The sequence below is a fragment of the Paraburkholderia phytofirmans OLGA172 genome (genome assembly GCF_001634365.1).
Taxonomy (GTDB): Bacteria; Pseudomonadota; Gammaproteobacteria; order Burkholderiales; family Burkholderiaceae; genus Paraburkholderia.
The window spans coordinates 942931-962645 of the sequence record NZ_CP014578.1; the positions used below are offsets into that span (position 1 = coordinate 942931).

Here is a 19715-nt window from a genome sequence, read left to right on the forward strand (position 1 = left end):
GTTTTCCTATGGTGACAATAGCCTCACGTCGATAGCGTGGGCCGGACCATCGGGCGAAGCGTTGCAGCGCGATCATAAGTCGCGTACGAGCGGCGCTACGCGAGCCGATCGGTCCTGTCCATCCCGACAACGAGGTATCGTTTGGAACACACTTCCTTTGCGTTGACGCGCACGCAATCCCGCACGTTGGCGCACGCCGCCGCCGGTCCCAATCTCTGCGCCGTCTACCGGATCGACGGCCGTCCAGACGTCGAGCGTCTGTCCTCCGCCGTGGCGCAACTGGTGGCGCATTGCCGGCCGCTTGCCTACCGGCTCGTCGAAGCCGAACAGGGCATGCGCTGGGTCATCCGCCGTGATGTGCGCGCGCAACTGAATGTCATCGATCTCGACAGGCGTGACGCGCGCGACGAAGCCGCCGTGCTGTCGTTGATCGACGGCCTATGCGCGCGTGCCTTCCGTATGGACGCCGGACTGCCGTGGGCGTTCACGCTGCTACGCGCCGGCGCGCACAGTTACCTTGTGTTCGCCTGCCATCCCGCCTTGCTCGACCGTTTTTCGCTGACGCCGCTGTTCAACGCGCTTTCGCGGGCCTATCGCGGCGAGGCGCCGGGTGCGCCGCTCGGCATCGATCAGCAAGGCCTGCTCGACGCCGAGCGTGAACTCCTCGCGAGCGACCGCTTGCAGACCGACCTCGATTTCTGGATCGGCCAGGTGGGCGACACCTCGTTCGAATGGCATGCGCCGCGCCGGCAGAACGCGCTCGCCGACAGCTGCTTTACGGTGCGCCTCGACGCGCATACAGGCGCTGCATTGCGCCATGAAGCAAAAGCGCTCGGCATCGCGCCCGATCTGCTGATCAAACTGTGTGTTCACGTGCTGCTGCGCCGCATGACTGGCAGCCGCGCGGTGCTCACTGCGCATCACCAGCGTGGCCGCTGCCAGCGCGACGAGACGATCGGTTTCGACGAACGGGTACGTGTCCTTAAAACCGACTTCGACGACACGATGACGCTGCGGCAGTTTCTTCGGCACGCGGCGGCGCGCGCCGAGATGGCCGATTTTCACGCCGAACTTCCAGCCTTCGAAGTGCTGCACGACATCGAGCGGCGCGAGCCGGGTTTCGTGCGCGCGACCAATGTAGTGTGCGAGACCGACAGCTTGCCCTATGACGCGCTCACGCTCGGCACACTGCCTGCGGCGTTGCTGACGCCGTACTCGCGCCGTTTCTCGCACGAGGACATCGGCGTCTATCTCGATGTGCGCGAGGAGATCGCGTTGCACGTGCATAGCCGCCATCCCCAGGAACTCGACGGCTTGCGTCTCGCGTTCGAACATTTGACGGCGCTGCTCGCGCGCGTCGGCGAGAGTCTCGAGTACAGACTCGATGCGCTCGATCTCTATACGCCGGCGTTGCGGCAGCGTTGTGCCGCATGGTCCGACGGTGGCCCGCTCGCGGCCCCCGCGCGCGACGTGCTCGATCTGTTCGCGCGGACAGCGCGCGAACACGCCGCGCGTCCGGCGCTCAGCGGCCCGGACGCCGCTTTCACGTACGGGCAACTGGCGCTCGCCGCACAGCGTGTGGGCGCAGCGCTCGCCGCGCTCGAACCGGCCGCACCGGATGGGCGGGACGTGCTGATCGGCATTTGCGTCTCGCGCGGTGCGCGCATCGTGCCGGCAATGCTCGGCGTGCTCGCCAGTGGCGCGGGCTATCTGCCGCTCGATCCGCAGATGCCCGATGAGCGCTTGCGCTACATCGTCGAGGATGCGCAACTGCGGGCGGTGATCGTCGATGCGGCGACGCACGAGCGCTTGAGCGCGCTGGCGGACTGCGCGCTATACCGGATCGAGGATCTACTGAACGAGCCGGCGGCCGGGGCGGCCACGGCGCAGTGCGCGCCGGCGGATCCGCAGCGCACCGCCTACGTGATCTACACCTCAGGTACCACGGGCAAACCCAAGGGTGTCGTCATCGAGCGTGGCATGCTGGCGCATCTGATCGCGTCGCTGACGGGCCGTTATCGCCGTGATGCAAGCACGCGCTGGCTCCAGTTCGCGTCCGTCAATTTCGACGCCAGCGTGCTCGAGATCTTCAATCCGCTGACGCACGGCGGCCACCTGATCGTCGCACCCGACGCGGTGCGCACCGACGCCGATGCGCTGGCCGCTTTCCTCGGCGCCGAACGCATCACGCATGCGTTCCTGCCGCCGGCGATTCTCAAGCTGTTGCCGCGGCGCGCGTTGCCGCATCTGGACACGGTTTTGTGCGGCGGCGAAGCGAGCGACGACGAGACGATCCGCTTCTGGTCCGGCGTGCTGCGCCTGTCGAACATCTACGGGCCGACCGAGACCACCGTGATGGCGACCGAAAACACCTTCGATGGCGACAAGCCGGCCAATCAGCTGGGCCATCCGCTCCCCGGCTATCAGATCCATCTGCTCGATGAGGACGGCGCAGCGGTGCCGCTCGGCGGGATCGGCGAAATCTGCATCGACGGCGCGGCTGTTTCGCGCGGCTATCTGCTGCGGCCCGAACTGACCGGGCAGAAGTTCCTGGCGAATCCGTTCGGCCCCGGCCGTCTCTACCGCTCCGGCGACCTCGGCCGTTTCCAGCCGGATGGCGCGATCGAGTTTCTCGGCCGCAGCGATTTTCAGGTGAAGATTCGCGGCTACCGGATCGAGTTGGGCGAAATCGAGGCCAGCATCGTCGAGCAGCCGGAGGTGCGCAGCGCCTATGTCGGCACGTGCGAGCGGCAGGGCGGCACGGCGCTGGTAGCCTGGTATGTGGGTGCCGCGCTGGAGCCGGCGGTGTTGCGAAGTCGTCTTGCGCAACGTCTCGCGCATTACATGGTGCCGGCGTTCCTGCTGCAGATCGAGACGCTGCCCTTGACGCTGAACGGCAAGATCGACCGCAGCAAATTGCCGGCGCCGCAAGCCGGTCTGGCTGACCCTGCGAGCCGCGCTTTCGATGCCTTCGAGCTGGCGGTGCAAGCGATCTGGTCGGAGGTGCTGGGCGTGCCGCTCGAGAGCGTCGGCGAGCACAGCCATTTCTTCCAGTTGGGCGGCCACTCGCTACTCGCCACGCTCGTGTGCAACCGCGTCAGCGCGAGCTTGTCCGCGCCGGTCAAGCTGAAGACGCTGTTCGAGCATCCGCAGTTCGATGCCTTCTGTGCAAGGGCGCGGCAGAGCGTCGAGCAAGGCGCGGCGCTGCCGCCGCTCGTCGCGCAGTCAGACGCGCCTATGCCCGCGCCAGTGGCAAGCCGGCTCGTGCGAATGATGCACACCCGCGCGCTCGGCAAGCCTGACGATAACGCGTACAACATCGTGATGCGGGTGGACTTCGGCGGGGCCGCGAATCCGTTGCGATTGCACCAGGCGCTCGTCGCCGTGCTCGCGCACAACCCGATTTTCGATGCGAGCTTCGCGGAGCGCGGTGGACAATTGCTGCTGCTGCCGGGCACTCCTACCCCGCCGACGGATTGGCGCATTCCGCTAGAAAGCTGCAATGCCGGTGCTATCGACGCGCGTGCTGAAGCCATGCGCGCGCTGTGCTTGCCGCTCGACTGCGCGCCGTTGTGGCGCGCGCAACTGCTGATGTCCCCGCAAGAGAACCGCACCACCTTGTTGATCTGCATTCATCACGCGATTTTCGACGGCTGGTCGTTCAAGCTGCTGCTGGATGAACTGGCGTCGCGTTATGAAGGCAAGCCGGTTTCGGCAGAGCGGCTCTCGTGGTTCGATTACGGTCATTGGGCGCCGCAACTGGCGGCCTCGCCGCGCTTTGCCGCCGCGCGCGACTATTGGATGCGCAAGCTCGACGGCGTTGCCTTGCGCACCGAACTGCCGTTCGACGCACTGCAGCGCGAACCCAACGCGAACCGCTCTCTGGCGCTGCATGTGCGGTCCGCCCAGATGCGGCGTCTGAAGCAGATTGCCGAGGCGCACGACATGACTGTGCCGCCCGTGCTGTTTGCTCTGTACCTGGTATGGCTGTGGCGCGTGAGCGGCCAGCAGCAACTGGCATGTGCCTATCCGTATGCGGGCCGCGATGTCCCGGGCAGCGAGGGGATCTACGGCATGTTCGTCTCGATGGCGGTGCTGGTGCAGCGCATCGACACGCGGCAGGGCTTCGGCGAGCTGGCGCGCGCGGTGCAACGCCAGATGCTCGACGACCGCGATCATCTGCTCGCCACGCCTTACGACACCGATAACGGCCAGCTCGGCGCGCTGAATGCGATTTTCAGCTTGCAGAACGGCATCGATCTGAATGGCCTCATCGGCGAGGCGGCCTATCACGCCGAGGAACGTCCTCCGCTGACGTCGAAAGCGGACCTGTCGGCGATTTTCTATTTGCGTCCCGATGGCGGTCTGGACGGGCGCTTCGAATATGACAGTTCGGTGTTGCACGCAGCCTCGGTCGAGCGCATGGCCGAGGTGTTCATGACGCTGTGCGACGCCGCGGCTCACCAGCCTGATGCGCCGGTCGGCGAACTGGCCTGGCTGAGCGACGCGCAACATGCTCAGTGTCTGAGTTACGCTTGCGGTGAGCCGCTGCCGGATGCACCGCAGTCGATTCCTGCGCGTTTCGCCGAGGTGGTCGCGGCGCACGCGTCGCGCGTTGCCGTGCGCTGCGGCGAGCAGCAGCTCAGCTATCGCGAACTCGACGCACTCAGCGATGCCATTGCCCGCGGCTTGTCAGCCTGTGTGCCGCCCGGCGCGCGCATCGGTTTGAGCATGCAGAAGAGCGTCCTGCTGGTGGCGACCGTGCTGGGCACACTCAAGGCGGGGTGCGCGTATGTGCCGCTCGACCCGGCCTATCCCGCCGAACGCTTGCGCTATTTCGTCGAAAACTGTTCGGTCGATACGGTACTCGCCGATGAACCGAGCCGCCGCGCGCTGGAGGCCGCAGGTCTCGGCGAATTGCGCACAATCGACCCGGCTGTGCTGGCGGCGGGGAATGCGCATGCCGAGGCGGACATGCAGGCTCAGGCGGAGATTGACGCGGAGAAGCAAGCGGAGAAGCAAGCGGAGAAGCAAGCGGAGAAGCAAGCGGAGAAGCAAGCGGAGAAGCAAGCGGAGAAGCAGGCCGAGAAGCAGGCCGAGAAGCAGGCCGAGAAGCAAGCGGAGAAGCAATCAGCGCAGTCGCACCGGCCACGCGCTGTCGCTCCCGAGGCGCTCGCTTATGTGATCCACACGTCGGGCTCGACCGGCAAGCCGAAGGGTGTGCTGGTCGAACACCATAGCGTCGTTCGGATGGTGGCCGGCGCGAGCCGCGCGCTCGGCTATGCGCCAGGCAGCGTCAGCACTCTCGCGGCGTCCACTAATTTCGACGCGAGCGTGCTCGATCTGTTCCTCGCGCTGCTGCACGGCGGCACGCTCATCGTGCTGCCGGAGGAGGCGCGCCGCGATCCGCTGCTGCTGCACAGCGTGTTGAAGGCGGAGCGCGTCACGCATGCGTCGCTGGCACCGGTGGTGGTGCAGAGCTTGCCGCGCGAGCCGCTGCCGGATCTGCAACTGCTCGGCTTCGGCGGCGATACGCTGGACGAGCCGAGCGCCGCCTGGTGGAGTGAACGCACGCAACTGTTCAGCCTGTACGGCCCGACCGAAATCACGGTGATGGCCTCGTGCGGGCAGGTTTTGCCCGGCGGGCCGAGTCGCATCATCGGCAAGCCGTTGCCGGGTTACCGGCTCTATCTGTTGAATGCGCAACGGCAACTGACGCCGCCCGGCTCGGTTGGGGAAATCTACATCGGCGGCGAGAATCTGGCGCGTGGCTATATCAATCAGTCGGCCATGACGATGGAGCACTTCGTGGTCGATCCGTTTCGCGATGCACCGTACGCGCTGATGTATCGCACCGGCGACCTCGGCCGTTTTCTCGCTGACGGCACGATCGAATACTTCGGCCGCAACGACGCGCAGATCAAGCTGCGCGGCTTTCGCATCGAACTCGGCGAGATCGAGAATTGCATCGCGGCCGCGCCAGGTGTCGCGCATGCGGCATGCCGGGTGTGGGGCGAGGGCGAGGCGCGCTATCTGGCCGCGTATTACGTTGCCGGACCGGGCGCGGGCGGCGTCGCGCTGGACGAGGACACGCTGCGCCGTCACGTTGCGCAGTCGCTGCCCGACTACATGGTGCCCGCGTGTTTCATCAGGCTCGACTCGCTCCCGGCGTCGCCGAACGGCAAACACGATCGCAAGGCGTTGCCGGCGCCGTCGCGCGCAAGCGGCGCGCCGCCGCGCGAGGGCGTCGAGCAACGCATTGCCGATATCTGGCAGGGGCTGCTGCGTGCCTCCGGCATCGGCCGCGACGACAGTTTTTTCCGGCTTGGCGGCAACTCGATTCTGGCCGTGCGAATGCAGGCGCAGTTGCGCGATTCGCTCGGTATCGAGTTCCCGATGGCTGCGTTCTACCGTTCGCCTACCATCGCGACACTCGCGGATGGCCGTCGTGAAGACATGATCGAGCGCGCGCTTGCGGATGCCGCAGAGCCGTTCACCATCGAACACACCGCACCGGCATTGGCTGACGGCGCCGAAGCAGCACCGATCCGCACGATGCTGTTGACCGGCGCGAGCGGCTTCCTCGGCATTTACCTTTTGCACGCGTTATGCGGCCGGCTCGACAAGGTGGTGTGCCTGCAACGCTGCGCGAGTGCGGCCGCAGGGCTCGCCGTGTTGCAGGACAAAGCGCGCGAAGCGGGCCTTGCGATCGACTTCAGCCGCGTCGAGGTGATCCCCGCCGATCTTGCCGCGCCGCAGCTTGGACTCGACACGCCGCGCTGGGCGCAACTCGCCGCGCAGGTCGACGCGATCCTGCATTGCGGCGCGTTCGTGCATCACCTGCATAGCTATGAGGAGATGAAGCGCGCGAACGTCGGCGGGACGGAGGCCTTGCTGCGGCTCGCGCTGACGCAGCGGCAAAAACCGTTCTGCTTCATCTCGACGCTGTCGGTCGGCGAGATGCTGGCGGACGCCGTGCGCATCGACGAGCAGGTAAGCAACGCGCGTCCGCTGCTGGACAACGGCTATCTGCTGACGAAGTGGGTGGGCGAACAGCGCGTCGCGGAGTGCGCGCGCCGCTTCGGCTTGCCGGCGGTTGTCGCGCGGCCGGGCAATATCACCGGCGACCGCCGTACCGGCTTTAGCAACTTCGCGCACAACCATTTCTGGCTGTTCAACAAGGGCTGCCTGCAGCTGGGCGCTTATCCGGATACGGCGCGCGAAGTCGAAATGATGCCAGTCGATCTGCTGGCGAGCGCGGTAACGGCGGTGGCGCTGCATCCGCGTGCCGGTGTACGGGTGGTGAACCTGAACAACCCCCTCGCGCTGACTCAGCGGCAGTGGTTCGCGGCGCTGGCCGCTTGCGGTTTGCGCGCCGATCCGCAGGCGCCGGCCGACTGGCAACGGCGGCTGGCGGATCTCGATGCATCGAACGGTCTGGCGCTGATTCGCGATTTTTACGCCGACGACCTGTCCGGCGCGCCGTTGCCGGTCGAGCAGTTCGACACGGTGACGGAACTGGCATGGCACGGCGTGGAACTGACGGTCGACTACGCCGCGCTGATCCGGCTCTACGTCGGCTACTTGCGCGACGCGGGCTTTCTTAAGCCGGTATCGGAGACAGCGGAGTTGTAAAGCGCGGTGCGGGTGCGCGAGCGGCCGGCGGTGCATTGCCGGTCACTCGCACACCGAACGGTTGCTCACGTTGCTTTGTAATAGGCGGAAATATGACTGGATTGGTCCGCGGCCAAAACGAGCCTACACTTCGATGGCCTCTTGCGAGAGGCATCGGTGGAAGTCTTTCATTTAGCCCGCTTCGCGCGGGCTTTCTTTTGTGCGCTGCACGCGTTGCCGGACGCGCTAACGCGCGCCGGGCCGGACCTTATTTCAACGCTTCCCGTGCAGCCTTGACCGCCGCGAGCACCTGCTCGGGCGCGGTGCCGCCCGGATGGTTGCGGCTCGCCACCGAACCTTCGAGCGTCAGATACGAGAACACGTCTTCGCCGATCAGATGCGCGACGTTCGGCAATTCTTTACGCATTTCTTCCAACGTCAGGTCGGCCAGATCGCAGCCGCGATCGGCACACACGCGAACCGCCAGCGCCACCGCTTCGTGCGCGTCGCGGAACGGCAGGCCGCGCTTGACCAGGTAGTCGGCGAGATCGGTTGCCGTGGAGAAGCCTTGCAACGCGGCGTCGCGCATGGCTTGCGGCTTCACCGAGATGCCGGCGACCATTTCAGCGAAGATGCGCAGCGTGTCCGCGACCGTATCGACGGTGTCGAACAGCGGCTCCTTGTCTTCCTGATTGTCCTTGTTGTACGCGAGCGGCTGGCCTTTCATCAAGGTCAGCAGGGCGATCAGATGGCCGTTTACGCGGCCCGTCTTGCCACGCGCGAGTTCGGGCACGTCCGGGTTCTTCTTCTGCGGCATGATCGACGAGCCCGTGCAGAAACGGTCGGCCAGGTCGATGAAGCCGACTCGCGGGCTCATCCACAGGACGAGTTCTTCGGAGAAGCGCGACACGTGCGTCATCACCAGCGCGGACGCGGCCGTGAACTCGATCGCGAAGTCGCGATCGGACACCGCATCCAGCGAATTCGCGCAGATGCCGTCGAAACCCAGCGTCTTCGCTACCGCATGACGGTCGATCGGATAGCTGGTGCCGGCCAGCGCGGCTGCGCCGAGCGGCAGACGGTTCACGCGCTTGCGGCAATCGATCATGCGTTCGGCGTCGCGCGAAAACATTTCGACGTAGGCGAGCAGGTGATGGCCGAAGGTGACCGGCTGCGCGACTTGCAGATGTGTGAAGCCCGGCATGATGGTCGACGCGTTCTTCTCCGCCATGTCGAGCAGGGCCGTGCGCAGTTCCGTCAGCAGGCCGCCGATGCGGTCGATTTCACCGCGCAGCCACAGGCGGATGTCGGTTGCGACCTGGTCGTTACGCGAGCGGCCCGTGTGCAGCCGCTTGCCGGCGTCGCCGATCAGCGCGGTCAGGCGCGCTTCGATGTTCAGGTGGACGTCTTCCAGATCGAGTTGCCACTCGAACTCGCCTCGCTCGATCTCGCCCTTGATCTGCGCCATGCCGCGTTGGATCGCGGCCAGGTCGTCGGCGGCGATGATCTTCTGCGCGGCGAGCATCGAGGCGTGCGCGAGCGACCCTTCGATATCGACGAGCGCCAGACGCTTGTCGAAGAAAACCGACGACGTGTAGCGTTTGACAAGCTCCGACATCGGCTCCGAGAAGCGAGCCGACCAGGCTTCGCCTTTTTTGTGCAGTTGGGACGTCATGGTGTTGGGCAGTTGAACGAGGTGAGGAGGCTGGCGGCGTTTGCGTACGGTGCAGGCGCCGCCGAAGCGAAGAATGACAGGGATTTTAACACCGGCGGACCGCATCAAAGACGCCGCCTGCCGGCGGTCACGTATGCCGCAGCGCGCCTCTGCCCTACAGCGGCTACTCCCGCACCAGCACCACCAGCTTCAGGTCCTCGCGATGCGCCGGCTTGAAGGTGATCTGGTCGTAGACGATGCGGCCGTCGCGCGGATGGTTGAACTCGCGCCGTCCGCCTTCACGGCCGCCCACGTCCTGCGACGCCCAGAAGCGGGAGAACGCGTCGCTGGCGGCGGTGAGCGAGTCGATCAGCCCGCGGGTGGGCGCGTCGTTCAGATGGCGGATCGAGTCGGCGCGGAATTCGGCGGCGAGACGCCGCGCGCGCGTTTCCCAGTCGACGATCAACTCGCGGGCGGCCGGTTCGGTGAAGGTGTAGCGCAGCAGATTGCGGTCGTGCGTGCCGTCCAGCCAGCCGACGAACAGGTCGGCGGCGCGCGCGTTCCAGGCGAGCGCGTTCCACTGCCGGTCGAGCACGTAAGCCGGTGCGTTCAGGAGCTGCACGGTTTCGAGCAGGGTGGCGGGCGCGTCGGCGGCGGCCGGATCGGGCTCGGCCGGGTCGCGCTGCGCGGCCAGCTCGAACAGATAAGCCCGCTCGGCGCGCGACAATTGCAGCGCGACGGCGATGCGCGCCAGCGCCTCGGCGGAGGCTGAGACCGGGCGGCCCTGTTCGATCCACGTGTACCAGGTCGGGCTCACGCCGCATAGCTGCGCGACTTCCTCGCGCCGCAAGCCGGGGGTGCGGCGGCGGGGGCCGGGCGGCAGGCCGAGCGCTTGTGGCGTGAGCCGTTCACGGTGAGCGCGGATGAAATCGCCGAGTGCGCGGGCAGGCGTGGCGTCGAGCGGCGGCGGGTTGTCGGCGGAGGGCGGCGTGGTCATTCTTATCGGGCAGCGCTTGGACGGGGACGAGGTGGTGCTATCGATACCAGAATAATTGCTTAACTTGTACTGGTACACGGCGGGCTCTATTGTAACGGTTGGAACGGCGCAGCGCCGTCCAGACCGACCGGGCCCAACTCCGGCCCAACCCCACATAGACAACTGGAGCCTTCCATGAAGCACCACGATCAGGTCGCCGACGCCTTCGGCTCGACCGCCGCCGCGTATTTGACGAGTCAGACGCATGCCACCGGCGCCGATCTGCAGACGCTGGCCGAATCGATCGCCGCGACGCCGGATGCAACGGTGCTCGACATGGGCTGCGGCGCGGGTCACGCGAGTTTCGCGGTGGCGCCACACGCAAAAGAAGTGGTCGCGTACGACATCGCGCCGCAAATGCTGGCGACGCTCGACGGCGCGGCGAAGGATCGTGGCCTCGCCAACATCCGCACGCGGCAGGGCGCCGCCGAAACGCTGCCGTTCGACGATCATTCGTTCGACTGGATCATCAGCCGGATGAGCGCGCACCACTGGCGCGACGTGCCGCTCGCGCTGTCCGAGGTGCGGCGCGTGTTGAAGCCGGGCGGCAAGGTGCTGTTCATCGACATCGCCGGCGCCGATCATCCGCTGCTCGACACGCATATTCAGGCGGTCGAAGTATTGCGCGACGGCTCGCATATCCGCGACTACCGCGCTGACGAATGGATTGCGTTTTTCGAAGCGGCCGGTTTCAAGGCATCGATCCGCGAGCGCTGGCGCATCGCGATCGAGTTCAACTCGTGGGTGGCGCGCATGCGCACGCCGGAACCGCGCGTGGTGGCGATTCACTCGCTGTGGCGCAACTCGCCCGATGAGGTGCGCCAGTATTTCGACGTGCAGGAAGATGGCTCGTTCAAGCTCGATGTGCTGATGGTCGAGGCGCAGTAGGCCGGTGCGGTCTCGCGTCGCGTCGAATGCATCCAAAAAAATGAGATAGTTTCCGCGTGTTACGCTTCGGATTACTATGGAATCCGGAGCGTAATCATGAAACGCTTTATATTTTTTCTAATGGCGGGCGTTCTGTTGCCATTCGTTGTGTTCGCGAGGGACTATCAGGACTATTACCGCGATCGTGGTACCACGTTGCCGCGCGCAGTGTCGTCCGATCCAATGGGTTCCCCCTATTCAACGGGGACGATGATGGGCGGTACCGCGCTTGGTTCTACGGTAAACATGCCGCGCCAGGCGCGCCGCGACCATGACGAGCGCGTTCAGTCCGAGCTCGACGAGCGCGAAAAGCGGGCACAGGCGTGGCGCGAGCCTCCGCTCAAATTCAACATTCCCCCGCCGGAAATGCCGAAGCCGGGTGCGGTCAACTGACCCGCACCCGGCTTCGTCTTTCCAACGGTTGATTCGATCGCTTATTTAATCCGTGCTCGATCAGCCCGTATTACGCAGGCCCGCCGCAATCCCGTTGATGCTCAAATGAATCCCGCGCCGCACGCGCGCGTTGGTATCGCCCGCGCGGTGGCGCTTGAGCAACTCCACTTGCAAGTGATTGAGCGGGTCGAGATACGGGAAGCGGTTCTTGATCGACCGCGCGAGCAGCGGGTTCTCCGCGAGCCGTTCGCTCTTGCCGGTGATCTCCGACAATACCTTCGACGTACGCTCCCATTCCGCGACGATCCGCTCGAATACGTGCTTGCGCAGCTTCTTGTCCGACACGAGCTGTGCGTAGCGCGAGGCCACCGCGAGGTCGGTCTTCGCCAGCACCATGTCCATGTTGGAGAGCAGGTTCGAGAAGAACGGCCAGGTCTTGTGCATCTTCTTGAGCAGCGCCAGACGGCGGATGCGCTCGGCGTCGCTCGGCGCGCTGTCCAGATGCGCGGCCACGGCGCTGCCGAAACCGTACCAGCCGGTCAGCAGCAAGCGGCATTGACCCCATGAGAAGCCCCACGGAATCGCGCGCAGATCTTCGATCTTGCGTTGCTTCGGGTCCTGCAATTTGCGCGAAGCCGGACGGCTGCCGATGTTCAGCTCGGCGATTTCGGAAATCGGCGTCGACTCGAAGAAATACTCCTTGAAGCCCGGCGTTTCGTAGACCAGCGCGCGATACGACGCCATTGCCGCGTCGGACAATTGCTGCATCGTTTCTTCGAAGGCGGGCAGTTGCGCGGGCGCATTGCCGTGCGGCAACAACGAGGCTTCGAGCGTCGCGGCCACCACGGTTTCCAGATTGCGCCGGCCGATTTCCGGGTTGCCGAACTTGCTGGCGATCACTTCGCCTTGCTCGGTCAAACGGATCTGGCCGTCGACGGTGCCCGGCGGCTGCGACAGAATCGCCTGATACGTCGGGCCACCGCCACGGCCAACCGTGCCTCCGCGTCCATGGAACAGGCGCAGGGTCACGCCGCGCTCATTGAACAGCGACACCAGCGCCAGTTCGGCGCGGTACAGCTCCCAGTTCGACGTCAGGAAGCCGCCGTCCTTGTTGCTGTCCGAATAGCCGAGCATCACTTCCTGCTCGTTGCCCTGATGTTCGATCAAGGCATCCACGCCCGGTAGCGCGATCAAATCGCGCATGATATGCGGCGCGTTGCGCAAGTCGGGGATCGTCTCGAACAACGGGATCACCATCAGCCCGGCTTGCGCGGGATCGTGCGCGTCGCCCAGACGGCCGTGCAGCAGGCCGGTTTCCTTTTGCAGCAACATCACTTCGACCAGATCGCTGACGGTCTCCGTGTGCGAAATGATGTAGTTGCGCACCGCGCGCGCGCCGAACTTCTCGCGCGTGACGCGGGCCTCTTCGAGCACGCCGAGTTCGCTCTTCACGAGATCGGAGTACTCGGCGTAGGGCAGGCGCAACGGGCGCGGCTGCGACAGTTCGGCGAGCAGCACCTTGAGCTTGTCTTCTTCTGAGAGCGACGCATAGTCGTCTTCGACGCCTGCGCGTTTCAGCAACTCGGCGATCACCGCTTCATGGATGTCGGAGCTCTGGCGCAAGTCGATGCTCGCCAGATGGAAGCCGAACACTTCGGCGGCGCGCGCGAGCGGCGACAGGCGGGGTGCCGCGAGCGGCGCGCCATGATGCTCGGCGAGCGAATCGATCAGCACGTGCAGGTCGCGCACGAATTCGGCGGCGTTGTCATACGGTTTGGCACGCACCGGCGCCGCGCCGCGGCCCGCGCTGCGCACCGGCACGCTGCCTTCGCCGAGACGCACGCGCGCACTGGCCGCGAGCCGGGTGTACATGCCGATCAAGGCGCGGCGATACGGTTCGTCGGTACGGTGTGGGGACTGGTCGGGCGAGGCGGCTGCGAGTTCTTTCAATGCGTCGCTTGCGCCGGCCAGCAGATTCGACACCGACAACTCGGCGCCCAGCTTGTGCACCTGCTCCATATAGTGTTCGAAGATCACCGCAGCCTGGCGGGTGATCGCGTGCTCGAGCGTTTCGGCCGTGACGTTCGGATTGCCGTCGCGATCGCCGCCGATCCAGCTGCCCATCTGGAAGAACGGCGGCAGGCGTGCAGCGAGGCCGTGCTCGGCGAGCGCTTCTTCGATGTCGGCGTAGAGCGCCGGAATTTCTTCGAGGAAAGTGGCGCGGTAATACGACAGCGCGTTTTCGATTTCATCGGCAACCGTCAGGCGCGAGTCGCGCAGCATCCGCGTTTGCCACAGCGACGTGACGCTGGCACGCAGCATCGCTTCGTTACGCGCGCGTTCGCGGTTGGTCAACGGCTGATCGCGTTCGGCGAGCAGGCGCGCGACGTCGTGCTGCGCGTCGAGAATGCTCTTGCGCTGCACTTCCGTAGGGTGCGCGGTCAGGACCGGCACGATCAACGCTTCGTTGAAGAACTGCTGCAGGACCGGCGTCGCGGCGGCGCCCGCCTCGACGAGCCGTTCGAGCGCATGCGCGATGGTGCCCGGTTGCGAGGTCGAGCCGGCCAGCGCGTGAATCCGGTGACGGCGATTGCGGTGGCGGTCTTCAGCGATATTCGCAAGATGCGAGAAGTAGCTGAACGCACGCACCACGCTGACCGTTTGCTCGGGGCTCAGCGAACGCAGTTTCTTGTCGAGCGTCTGGGCGGCGGCGTTGTCGTCCTCACGGCGAAAACGCACGGCGGTCTGGCGGATCGTCTCCACGACGTCGAACACCGCGTCGCCTTCCTGTTCGCGCAGCACGTCGCCGAGCAGGCGTCCCAGATATCGGATGTCCTGGAATAGCGGATGATCCTTGTCGTCGCGCGAGCGGCCGCTGCTTTTCGACGCGGGCACGATCGTATCCAGCGAAACCGCCTGCAGCGTGGGCGCGTCAGCGGCCTGCTGCGCGGCTTCGTTTGCATCGGCCTTGAGCTTCGGGGACCTGGCTTTGGCCGGTTTCAGCGCGTTGGCGGCGTTCGCGGCGTGCGTCGCCTTGTTTGTCTTGACGGCCTTCGCCGTCTTGTCGGTCTTCGCGGGCGCGGAGGCTTTGGCGGCTTTGGCGACGTTAGCGGCCTGGCTTGCCTGGGCTGCTTTGCCGGCGCGTTTGGCCGGTGTGGATGGGGCAGCCGTTGCGGCGGAGGCAGAAGCGGCGTCCGCCGCTTGAGCGTTGGGCGATGCAGTGTTGCGGCGGGCAGGGCGCGCCGATCCGGAAGACGTCACGATGGGTTTCCTCAGGGAAGCCAGGGTCTGTTGAGTGATGAACTGCTACTGCGGAACTGCACTATGAGTTGCAACCTGAACTGCACGAAACCAGTACGAAACCAGTACGAAACGGTATGCGGCAATGCGCCGGAGAGGGTGGCCGCGCGTGCATTTGCACAAAGCGCACGAGGCGCATGACATCCACGATAGACACGCGAGACACGTTGCGCCGCATTGCATCATCCCGCATGCCGCGCCCCGGTGCGCGAACGACCGTGCTTCACCAGGCTGGGATGCGGCAGGTGCGCGCTGCGCGAGGCCCGTCTCCTCCATCGATACCGCGCCGGCACGGCGCTCCGCTGTGCCTTGAGACACGGGGTCGCGTGCTAACATTGATTGTTATTACATCCCGTCATTCGATCAGCAAGCTAATGAACCCCGAGACGTTTTTTGCGCCACCCCACACGCTTGTGATTGCGTCGCGAGAAAGCCGCCTTGCCATGTGGCAGGCGGAGCATGTGCGATGTGCGCTGCACAAATTATATCCATCTTGCGACGTAAAAATCCTCGGAATGACGACACGTGGCGATCAGATTCTCGACCGCACTTTGTCGAAGGTTGGTGGTAAGGGCCTGTTCGTCAAGGAACTGGAAGCGGCGCTGGCCGACGGCCGCGCCGATCTGGCCGTGCACTCGCTCAAAGACGTGCCGATGGAATTGCCCGCAGGCTTTGCGCTGTCCACCATCATGGAACGCGAAGATCCGCGCGACGCGCTGGTGTCCAACGACTACGACTCGCTTGCCGCGCTGCCCGCCGGCGCCGTGGTCGGCACCTCCAGCCTGCGCCGCGAGGCCATGCTGCGCATGCGTTACCCGCACCTCGTGGTACGGCCGTTGCGCGGCAATCTGGACACGCGTCTGTCGAAACTCGATCGCGGCGACTATGCGGCGATCATTCTGGCGGCTGCCGGTTTGAAGCGTTTGGGGCTCGGCGAGCGCATCCGCGCGCTGCTCGATCCTGAAGACAGCTTGCCCGCAGCCGGTCAGGGCGCGCTCGGCATCGAGATTCGCGCCGATCGCGCGGACCTCGCGGCATGGCTTGCGCCGCTGCATCACGAGCATACGGCAGCGGCCGTCGAAGCGGAGCGGATGGTCTCGCGCGCCCTCGGCGGCAGTTGCGAAGTGCCGCTCGCGGCGTATGCGACCTGGCACGACGGCGCGCTGCATCTGCGCGGCATCGTCGCTACGCCCGACGGCCAGCGTGTCTTGAGCGCGCAGGCGTCGGCGCCGGCGCCCACTGTCGAACGTGCTGTTGCTCTCGGCCAGGAAGTGGCGAACGCGCTCGAACAGCAGGGTGCGATGGAAATCGTCCGTGCGTTAAGCACGGCCAGCGGTCCCGCGGCAGCGTCAGCAGACGGCGTGTCGGACAGCGCGGCGACCGGCGAGTGATGGCGGCCGCTATCCCGGGCAGCGCATCCTCATCCGTCGGCACGGCGGCGTTCACGGTCGTCATTACGCGACCGGCCGGTCAGTCGGATGAATTGACCGTGCAACTCGCGGCGGCGGGCATTGCCTTGCTCGACTTTCCGCTGATCGACATCGCGCCTGTCACTGACGAAGCACCGTTGCGCGCCGCGCTGGCTTCCCTGGAGCGTTATGCACTGGTGGTGTTCGTTTCGCCGAATGCGGTCGATCACGCGTTTGCGAGGAGCGATGCGATCTGGCCACATGCGCTGCCGATCGGCGTAGTCGGGCCGGGCAGTGTGCAGGCGCTGGCGCGCCACGGTGTCGCGGCGCCGGCGTACAACGTCATCAGCCCGCCGTCCGTGCCCGACGACGATACGGCGCGCTTCGATTCCGAAGGCCTGTTCGCGGCGCTCGATACCGCATTCGGCGCGGCGAGCCTCGAAGGCAAGCGCGTACTGATCGTGCGCGGCGATGGCGGCCGCGAATGGCTCGCCGACCGCTTGCGCGAGGCGGGCGCCGAAGTCGAAACGGTGGCTGCCTATCGCCGCCTCGTGCCGGAACCGTCGATCGGCGGCTGGGCACGCGTGCATGCGCTGCTTGCTGGCGAGCCCCACGCCTGGTTGCTTACCAGTTCCGAAGGTGTGCGCAATCTGCATGAACTCGCGCAAGAGCATCTGACCGCCGGCGAAATCGCGCAACTGAAACGCGCCAACCTGGTCACGCCGCACCCTCGTATTGCGCAGACCGCGCGGGCATTGGGTTTTGATAGCATTACGGTGTCCGGCGCGGGCGATGACCGCATTGCCCGCGCCTTGCTTGCCGCCGTCCCGACCGTTGTTCAACCGGTACCGTCCAACCCGGCTCATTCACCGGCTAAATCACGCATGACTGAAACGAACGCATCAACGAACGCTTCACCCCAGCCGGCCGCAACCACCGCGTTGCCGCCGAATCCACCCTTCACGCCCTATGAAGCGCAAAAGCGCCGCAGCGCGAGCGGACCGCTGCTGTGGTTTGTCGTCGTGATCATCGCTTGTGCGGCGGCCGTGGGCGGCTATGCGCTCAATCGCAAGGTGGAGCGCACCGAGCAGCAGCTCGCGCAACGCCAGCAAGCCAACGACGCGCAGACCAACGACCTGCGCGCCAAGACCGATCAGGCGCTGGCCACGGTGCATCGATCGGACGCGCAGGTCGCGCAACTCGAGGGCAAGCTCGCTGACGCGCAAACCGCGCAGCAGGCGCTGCAGCAGCAATACACCGATCTCGCCCGCAATCGCGACGACTGGACGATGGCTGAAGTTGGTCAGATGCTGTCGGCAGCGAGCCAGCAATTGCAGCTCACCGGCAATACGCAGCTCGCGCTGTTCGCGCTGCAAAGTGCGGACACGCGTCTCGCCGCGTCGGATAGCCCGCAGGCTGTCACTGTCCGCAAGGCGATCGCGCAGGATATCGACAAGCTGAAGGCCGCGCCTTCCACGGATCTGACGGGTCTGGCGATCAAGCTCGACAACGCGATCGACCAGGTCGACAACCTGCCGCTCTCCGGCGAAGCACCGATTGCCCACGCCACGCCGAAGGCCGCCACCTGGGCCGACACGGCGAAGGTGGCCGCGGCCACCGGCGAGCCGCGCTGGAAAGTCTGGTGGCGTGAAGTCACGACCGGCATTGGCCAGCAGTTGACGAGCCTCGTGCAGGTGCGCCGCATCGACAACGCCGACGCCATGCTCGTCACGCCCGATCAAGGCTACTTCGTGCGCGAGAATCTGAAGCTGCGTTTGCTGTCGGCGCGGCTTGCGCTGCTCTCGCGCAATCAGACCACGCTGAAGTCCGACCTGCAGGCGGCGCAGGCTGCGCTCACGCGCTACTTCGACAACACGTCGAAGAAAACGCAGATCGCGATCGATCTGCTCAAGCAGGTGGATGCGGGCTCGGCCGCCGTTGAACTGCCGAATCTGAACGCCAGTCTGCAGGCCGTCAATCAATACCGGAACCGAGGTTAATCATGGCAATCCGGGGACTTCTATGGCTTGCGTTTCTGTTCGCCATCGCGGTGGTGCTGGCGGTGGTCGGACGCTTCGACATGGGGCAGGTGCTGCTGATCTATCCGCCGTACCGCGTCGACATCTCGCTGAATCTGTTCGTGGTCGGGCTGGTGGTGCTGTTCATCCTGCTGTACGCGCTGCTGCGCATCGTGCGCAACATCTGGCGCATGCCGCAGCGCGTGGCGGCCTATCGTGCGCGCTCGCGTGTCGCGAAGGCGCACGCCGCATTGCGTGACGCGATCGGCAATCTGTACGCTGGGCGTTTCTCGCGCGCTGAAAAAGCCGCAAAAGACTCGCTGACGAATGGCGACAACAAGGGCGCGGCCGGTTTGATCGCGGCCACCGCGGCGCACCGCATGCGTGAATATGCGCGGCGCGACGAATGGCTCGCCCAGATCGACGAGGCCGACTGGCAGGACGCACGCCTGATGGCCACCGCCGACATGCGTGCCGATGGCCGCGACGCGGACGGCGCGCTGACCGCGCTCACCGAAATGCAATCGCAGGGCGCACGGCGCATTCACGCGCAGCAGATCATGTTGCGCGCGCAACAGCAATTGAAGAACTGGGGTGAAGTGCTCAAGCTCGTCAAGACGCTGGAAAAGCGCGAAGCGATCCATCCGGCGGTGGCGGTGCGTTTGCGTCAGCTCGCGGCGGAAAACCTGCTGCGCGACCGGCGTCATAACGCCGATGCGCTGCTGGACTTGTGGAATTCGCTGTCGGCCACCGAGCGTCATTCGCCGCGTCTCGCCGACCTCGCCGCTGAACTGCTGGTGTCGCTGAATCGTCCGCAGGAAGCACGCAGGATCGTTGAAGAAGCTTTGGCGCAGAACTGGGACGCGCGTCTGCTACGCCGTTATCCGGACACGACCGGGGGCGACGCGTTGCCGCTGATTCAGAAGGCCGAGGGGTGGCAGAAGGATCGCCCGGAAGACGCGGACTTGATGTTCGCCTTGGGCCGCTTGTGCTTGCATCAGCAGCTGTGGGGCAAGGCGCAATCGTTCCTCGAGCGCGCGCTGAAACTGGCCGACAACGAGACGCTGAAGATTCGTTCGCATCGTGCGCTGGCGCGTTTGCATGAACAGCTCGGCGATTCCGATAAGGCGAGCCAGCACTATCGTGAGAGTTCGTTGGCGATGAATATCGTTTGATGGCTGGATTGGCGCGGCGTTTGATTGATCGCGCGCTGCAGTAGAGGGAGAAAGGCCCCCGGCGTTGTAAGACGCCGGGGGCCTTTCCGTTGGAGGTGCGATGTCTCGGCGCGATGCGCGCTACGAGTCACTGAAACGTGAACCGTGACGTACGGCGTTTGGCGGCGCTTCCTGCCTTACGTCACGAAT

General features: G+C 65.4%; 9 protein-coding genes. 6 read left to right on the top strand and 3 right to left on the bottom strand.

Going from position 1 to position 19715, the window contains the following annotated elements; all coding sequences use genetic code 11:
* Positions 1–141 precede the first annotated feature (141 nt).
* The gene (locus AYM40_RS04035) at positions 142–7635 is read left to right on the top strand and encodes a non-ribosomal peptide synthetase (protein ID WP_063495096.1); all 7494 of its coding nucleotides are present in this window, start codon (positions 142–144) and stop codon (positions 7633–7635) included.
* Positions 7636–7882: 247 nt separating this feature from the next.
* On the opposite strand, the gene argH is transcribed toward AYM40_RS04035, so the two are convergent.
* Positions 7883–9289 (bottom strand): argininosuccinate lyase, encoded by a 1407-nt coding sequence (gene argH / locus AYM40_RS04040; protein ID WP_063497831.1) that lies wholly within the window; start codon positions 9287–9289, stop codon positions 7883–7885.
* A gap of 163 nt (positions 9290–9452) precedes the next feature.
* Positions 9453–10265 (bottom strand): helix-turn-helix transcriptional regulator, encoded by an 813-nt coding sequence (locus tag AYM40_RS04045; protein WP_063495097.1) that lies wholly within the window; start codon positions 10263–10265, stop codon positions 9453–9455.
* A 174-nt stretch (positions 10266–10439) separates the two neighbouring features.
* Between AYM40_RS04045 and AYM40_RS04050 the strand changes: the two genes are divergently transcribed.
* Together AYM40_RS04050 and AYM40_RS04055 are read left to right on the top strand one after the other, a co-directional pair.
* Positions 10440–11192, top strand: a complete 753-nt coding sequence (locus AYM40_RS04050; RefSeq protein WP_063495098.1) for a class I SAM-dependent methyltransferase — start codon at positions 10440–10442, stop codon at positions 11190–11192.
* Positions 11193–11288: 96 nt separating this feature from the next.
* Positions 11289–11624 (top strand): hypothetical protein, encoded by a 336-nt coding sequence (locus AYM40_RS04055; protein ID WP_148662096.1) that lies wholly within the window; start codon positions 11289–11291, stop codon positions 11622–11624.
* Between the two features lie 60 nt (positions 11625–11684).
* Here the strand turns inward: AYM40_RS04055 and ppc are convergent, their stop codons facing one another.
* Complete coding sequence (gene ppc / locus AYM40_RS04060) at positions 11685–14885, bottom strand: phosphoenolpyruvate carboxylase (RefSeq protein WP_063495100.1); 3201 nt, start codon at positions 14883–14885, stop codon at positions 11685–11687.
* A gap of 413 nt (positions 14886–15298) precedes the next feature.
* Here ppc and hemC point away from each other — a divergent pair, with 413 nt between their 5' ends.
* From hemC to AYM40_RS04075, 3 genes are read left to right on the top strand one after another with little or no spacing between them, the layout of a single operon-like run.
* Positions 15299–16315 carry a hydroxymethylbilane synthase gene (gene hemC / locus AYM40_RS04065; RefSeq protein WP_063495101.1) on the top strand — a complete coding sequence of 339 codons (1017 nt, stop codon included), beginning with the start codon at positions 15299–15301 and terminating at the stop codon, positions 16313–16315.
* The gene (gene hemDX, locus AYM40_RS04070; RefSeq protein WP_063495102.1) at positions 16315–18333 is read left to right on the top strand and encodes a fused uroporphyrinogen-III synthase HemD/membrane protein HemX; all 2019 of its coding nucleotides are present in this window, start codon (positions 16315–16317) and stop codon (positions 18331–18333) included. Before hemC ends, hemDX begins: the two co-directional genes overlap by 1 nt.
* Positions 18334–18335: 2 nt before the next feature.
* A complete protein-coding gene (locus AYM40_RS04075; RefSeq protein WP_063495103.1) occupies positions 18336–19526 on the top strand; it encodes a heme biosynthesis protein HemY in 1191 nt (396 codons plus the stop codon).
* The last annotated feature ends 189 nt before the right edge of the window (positions 19527–19715 follow it).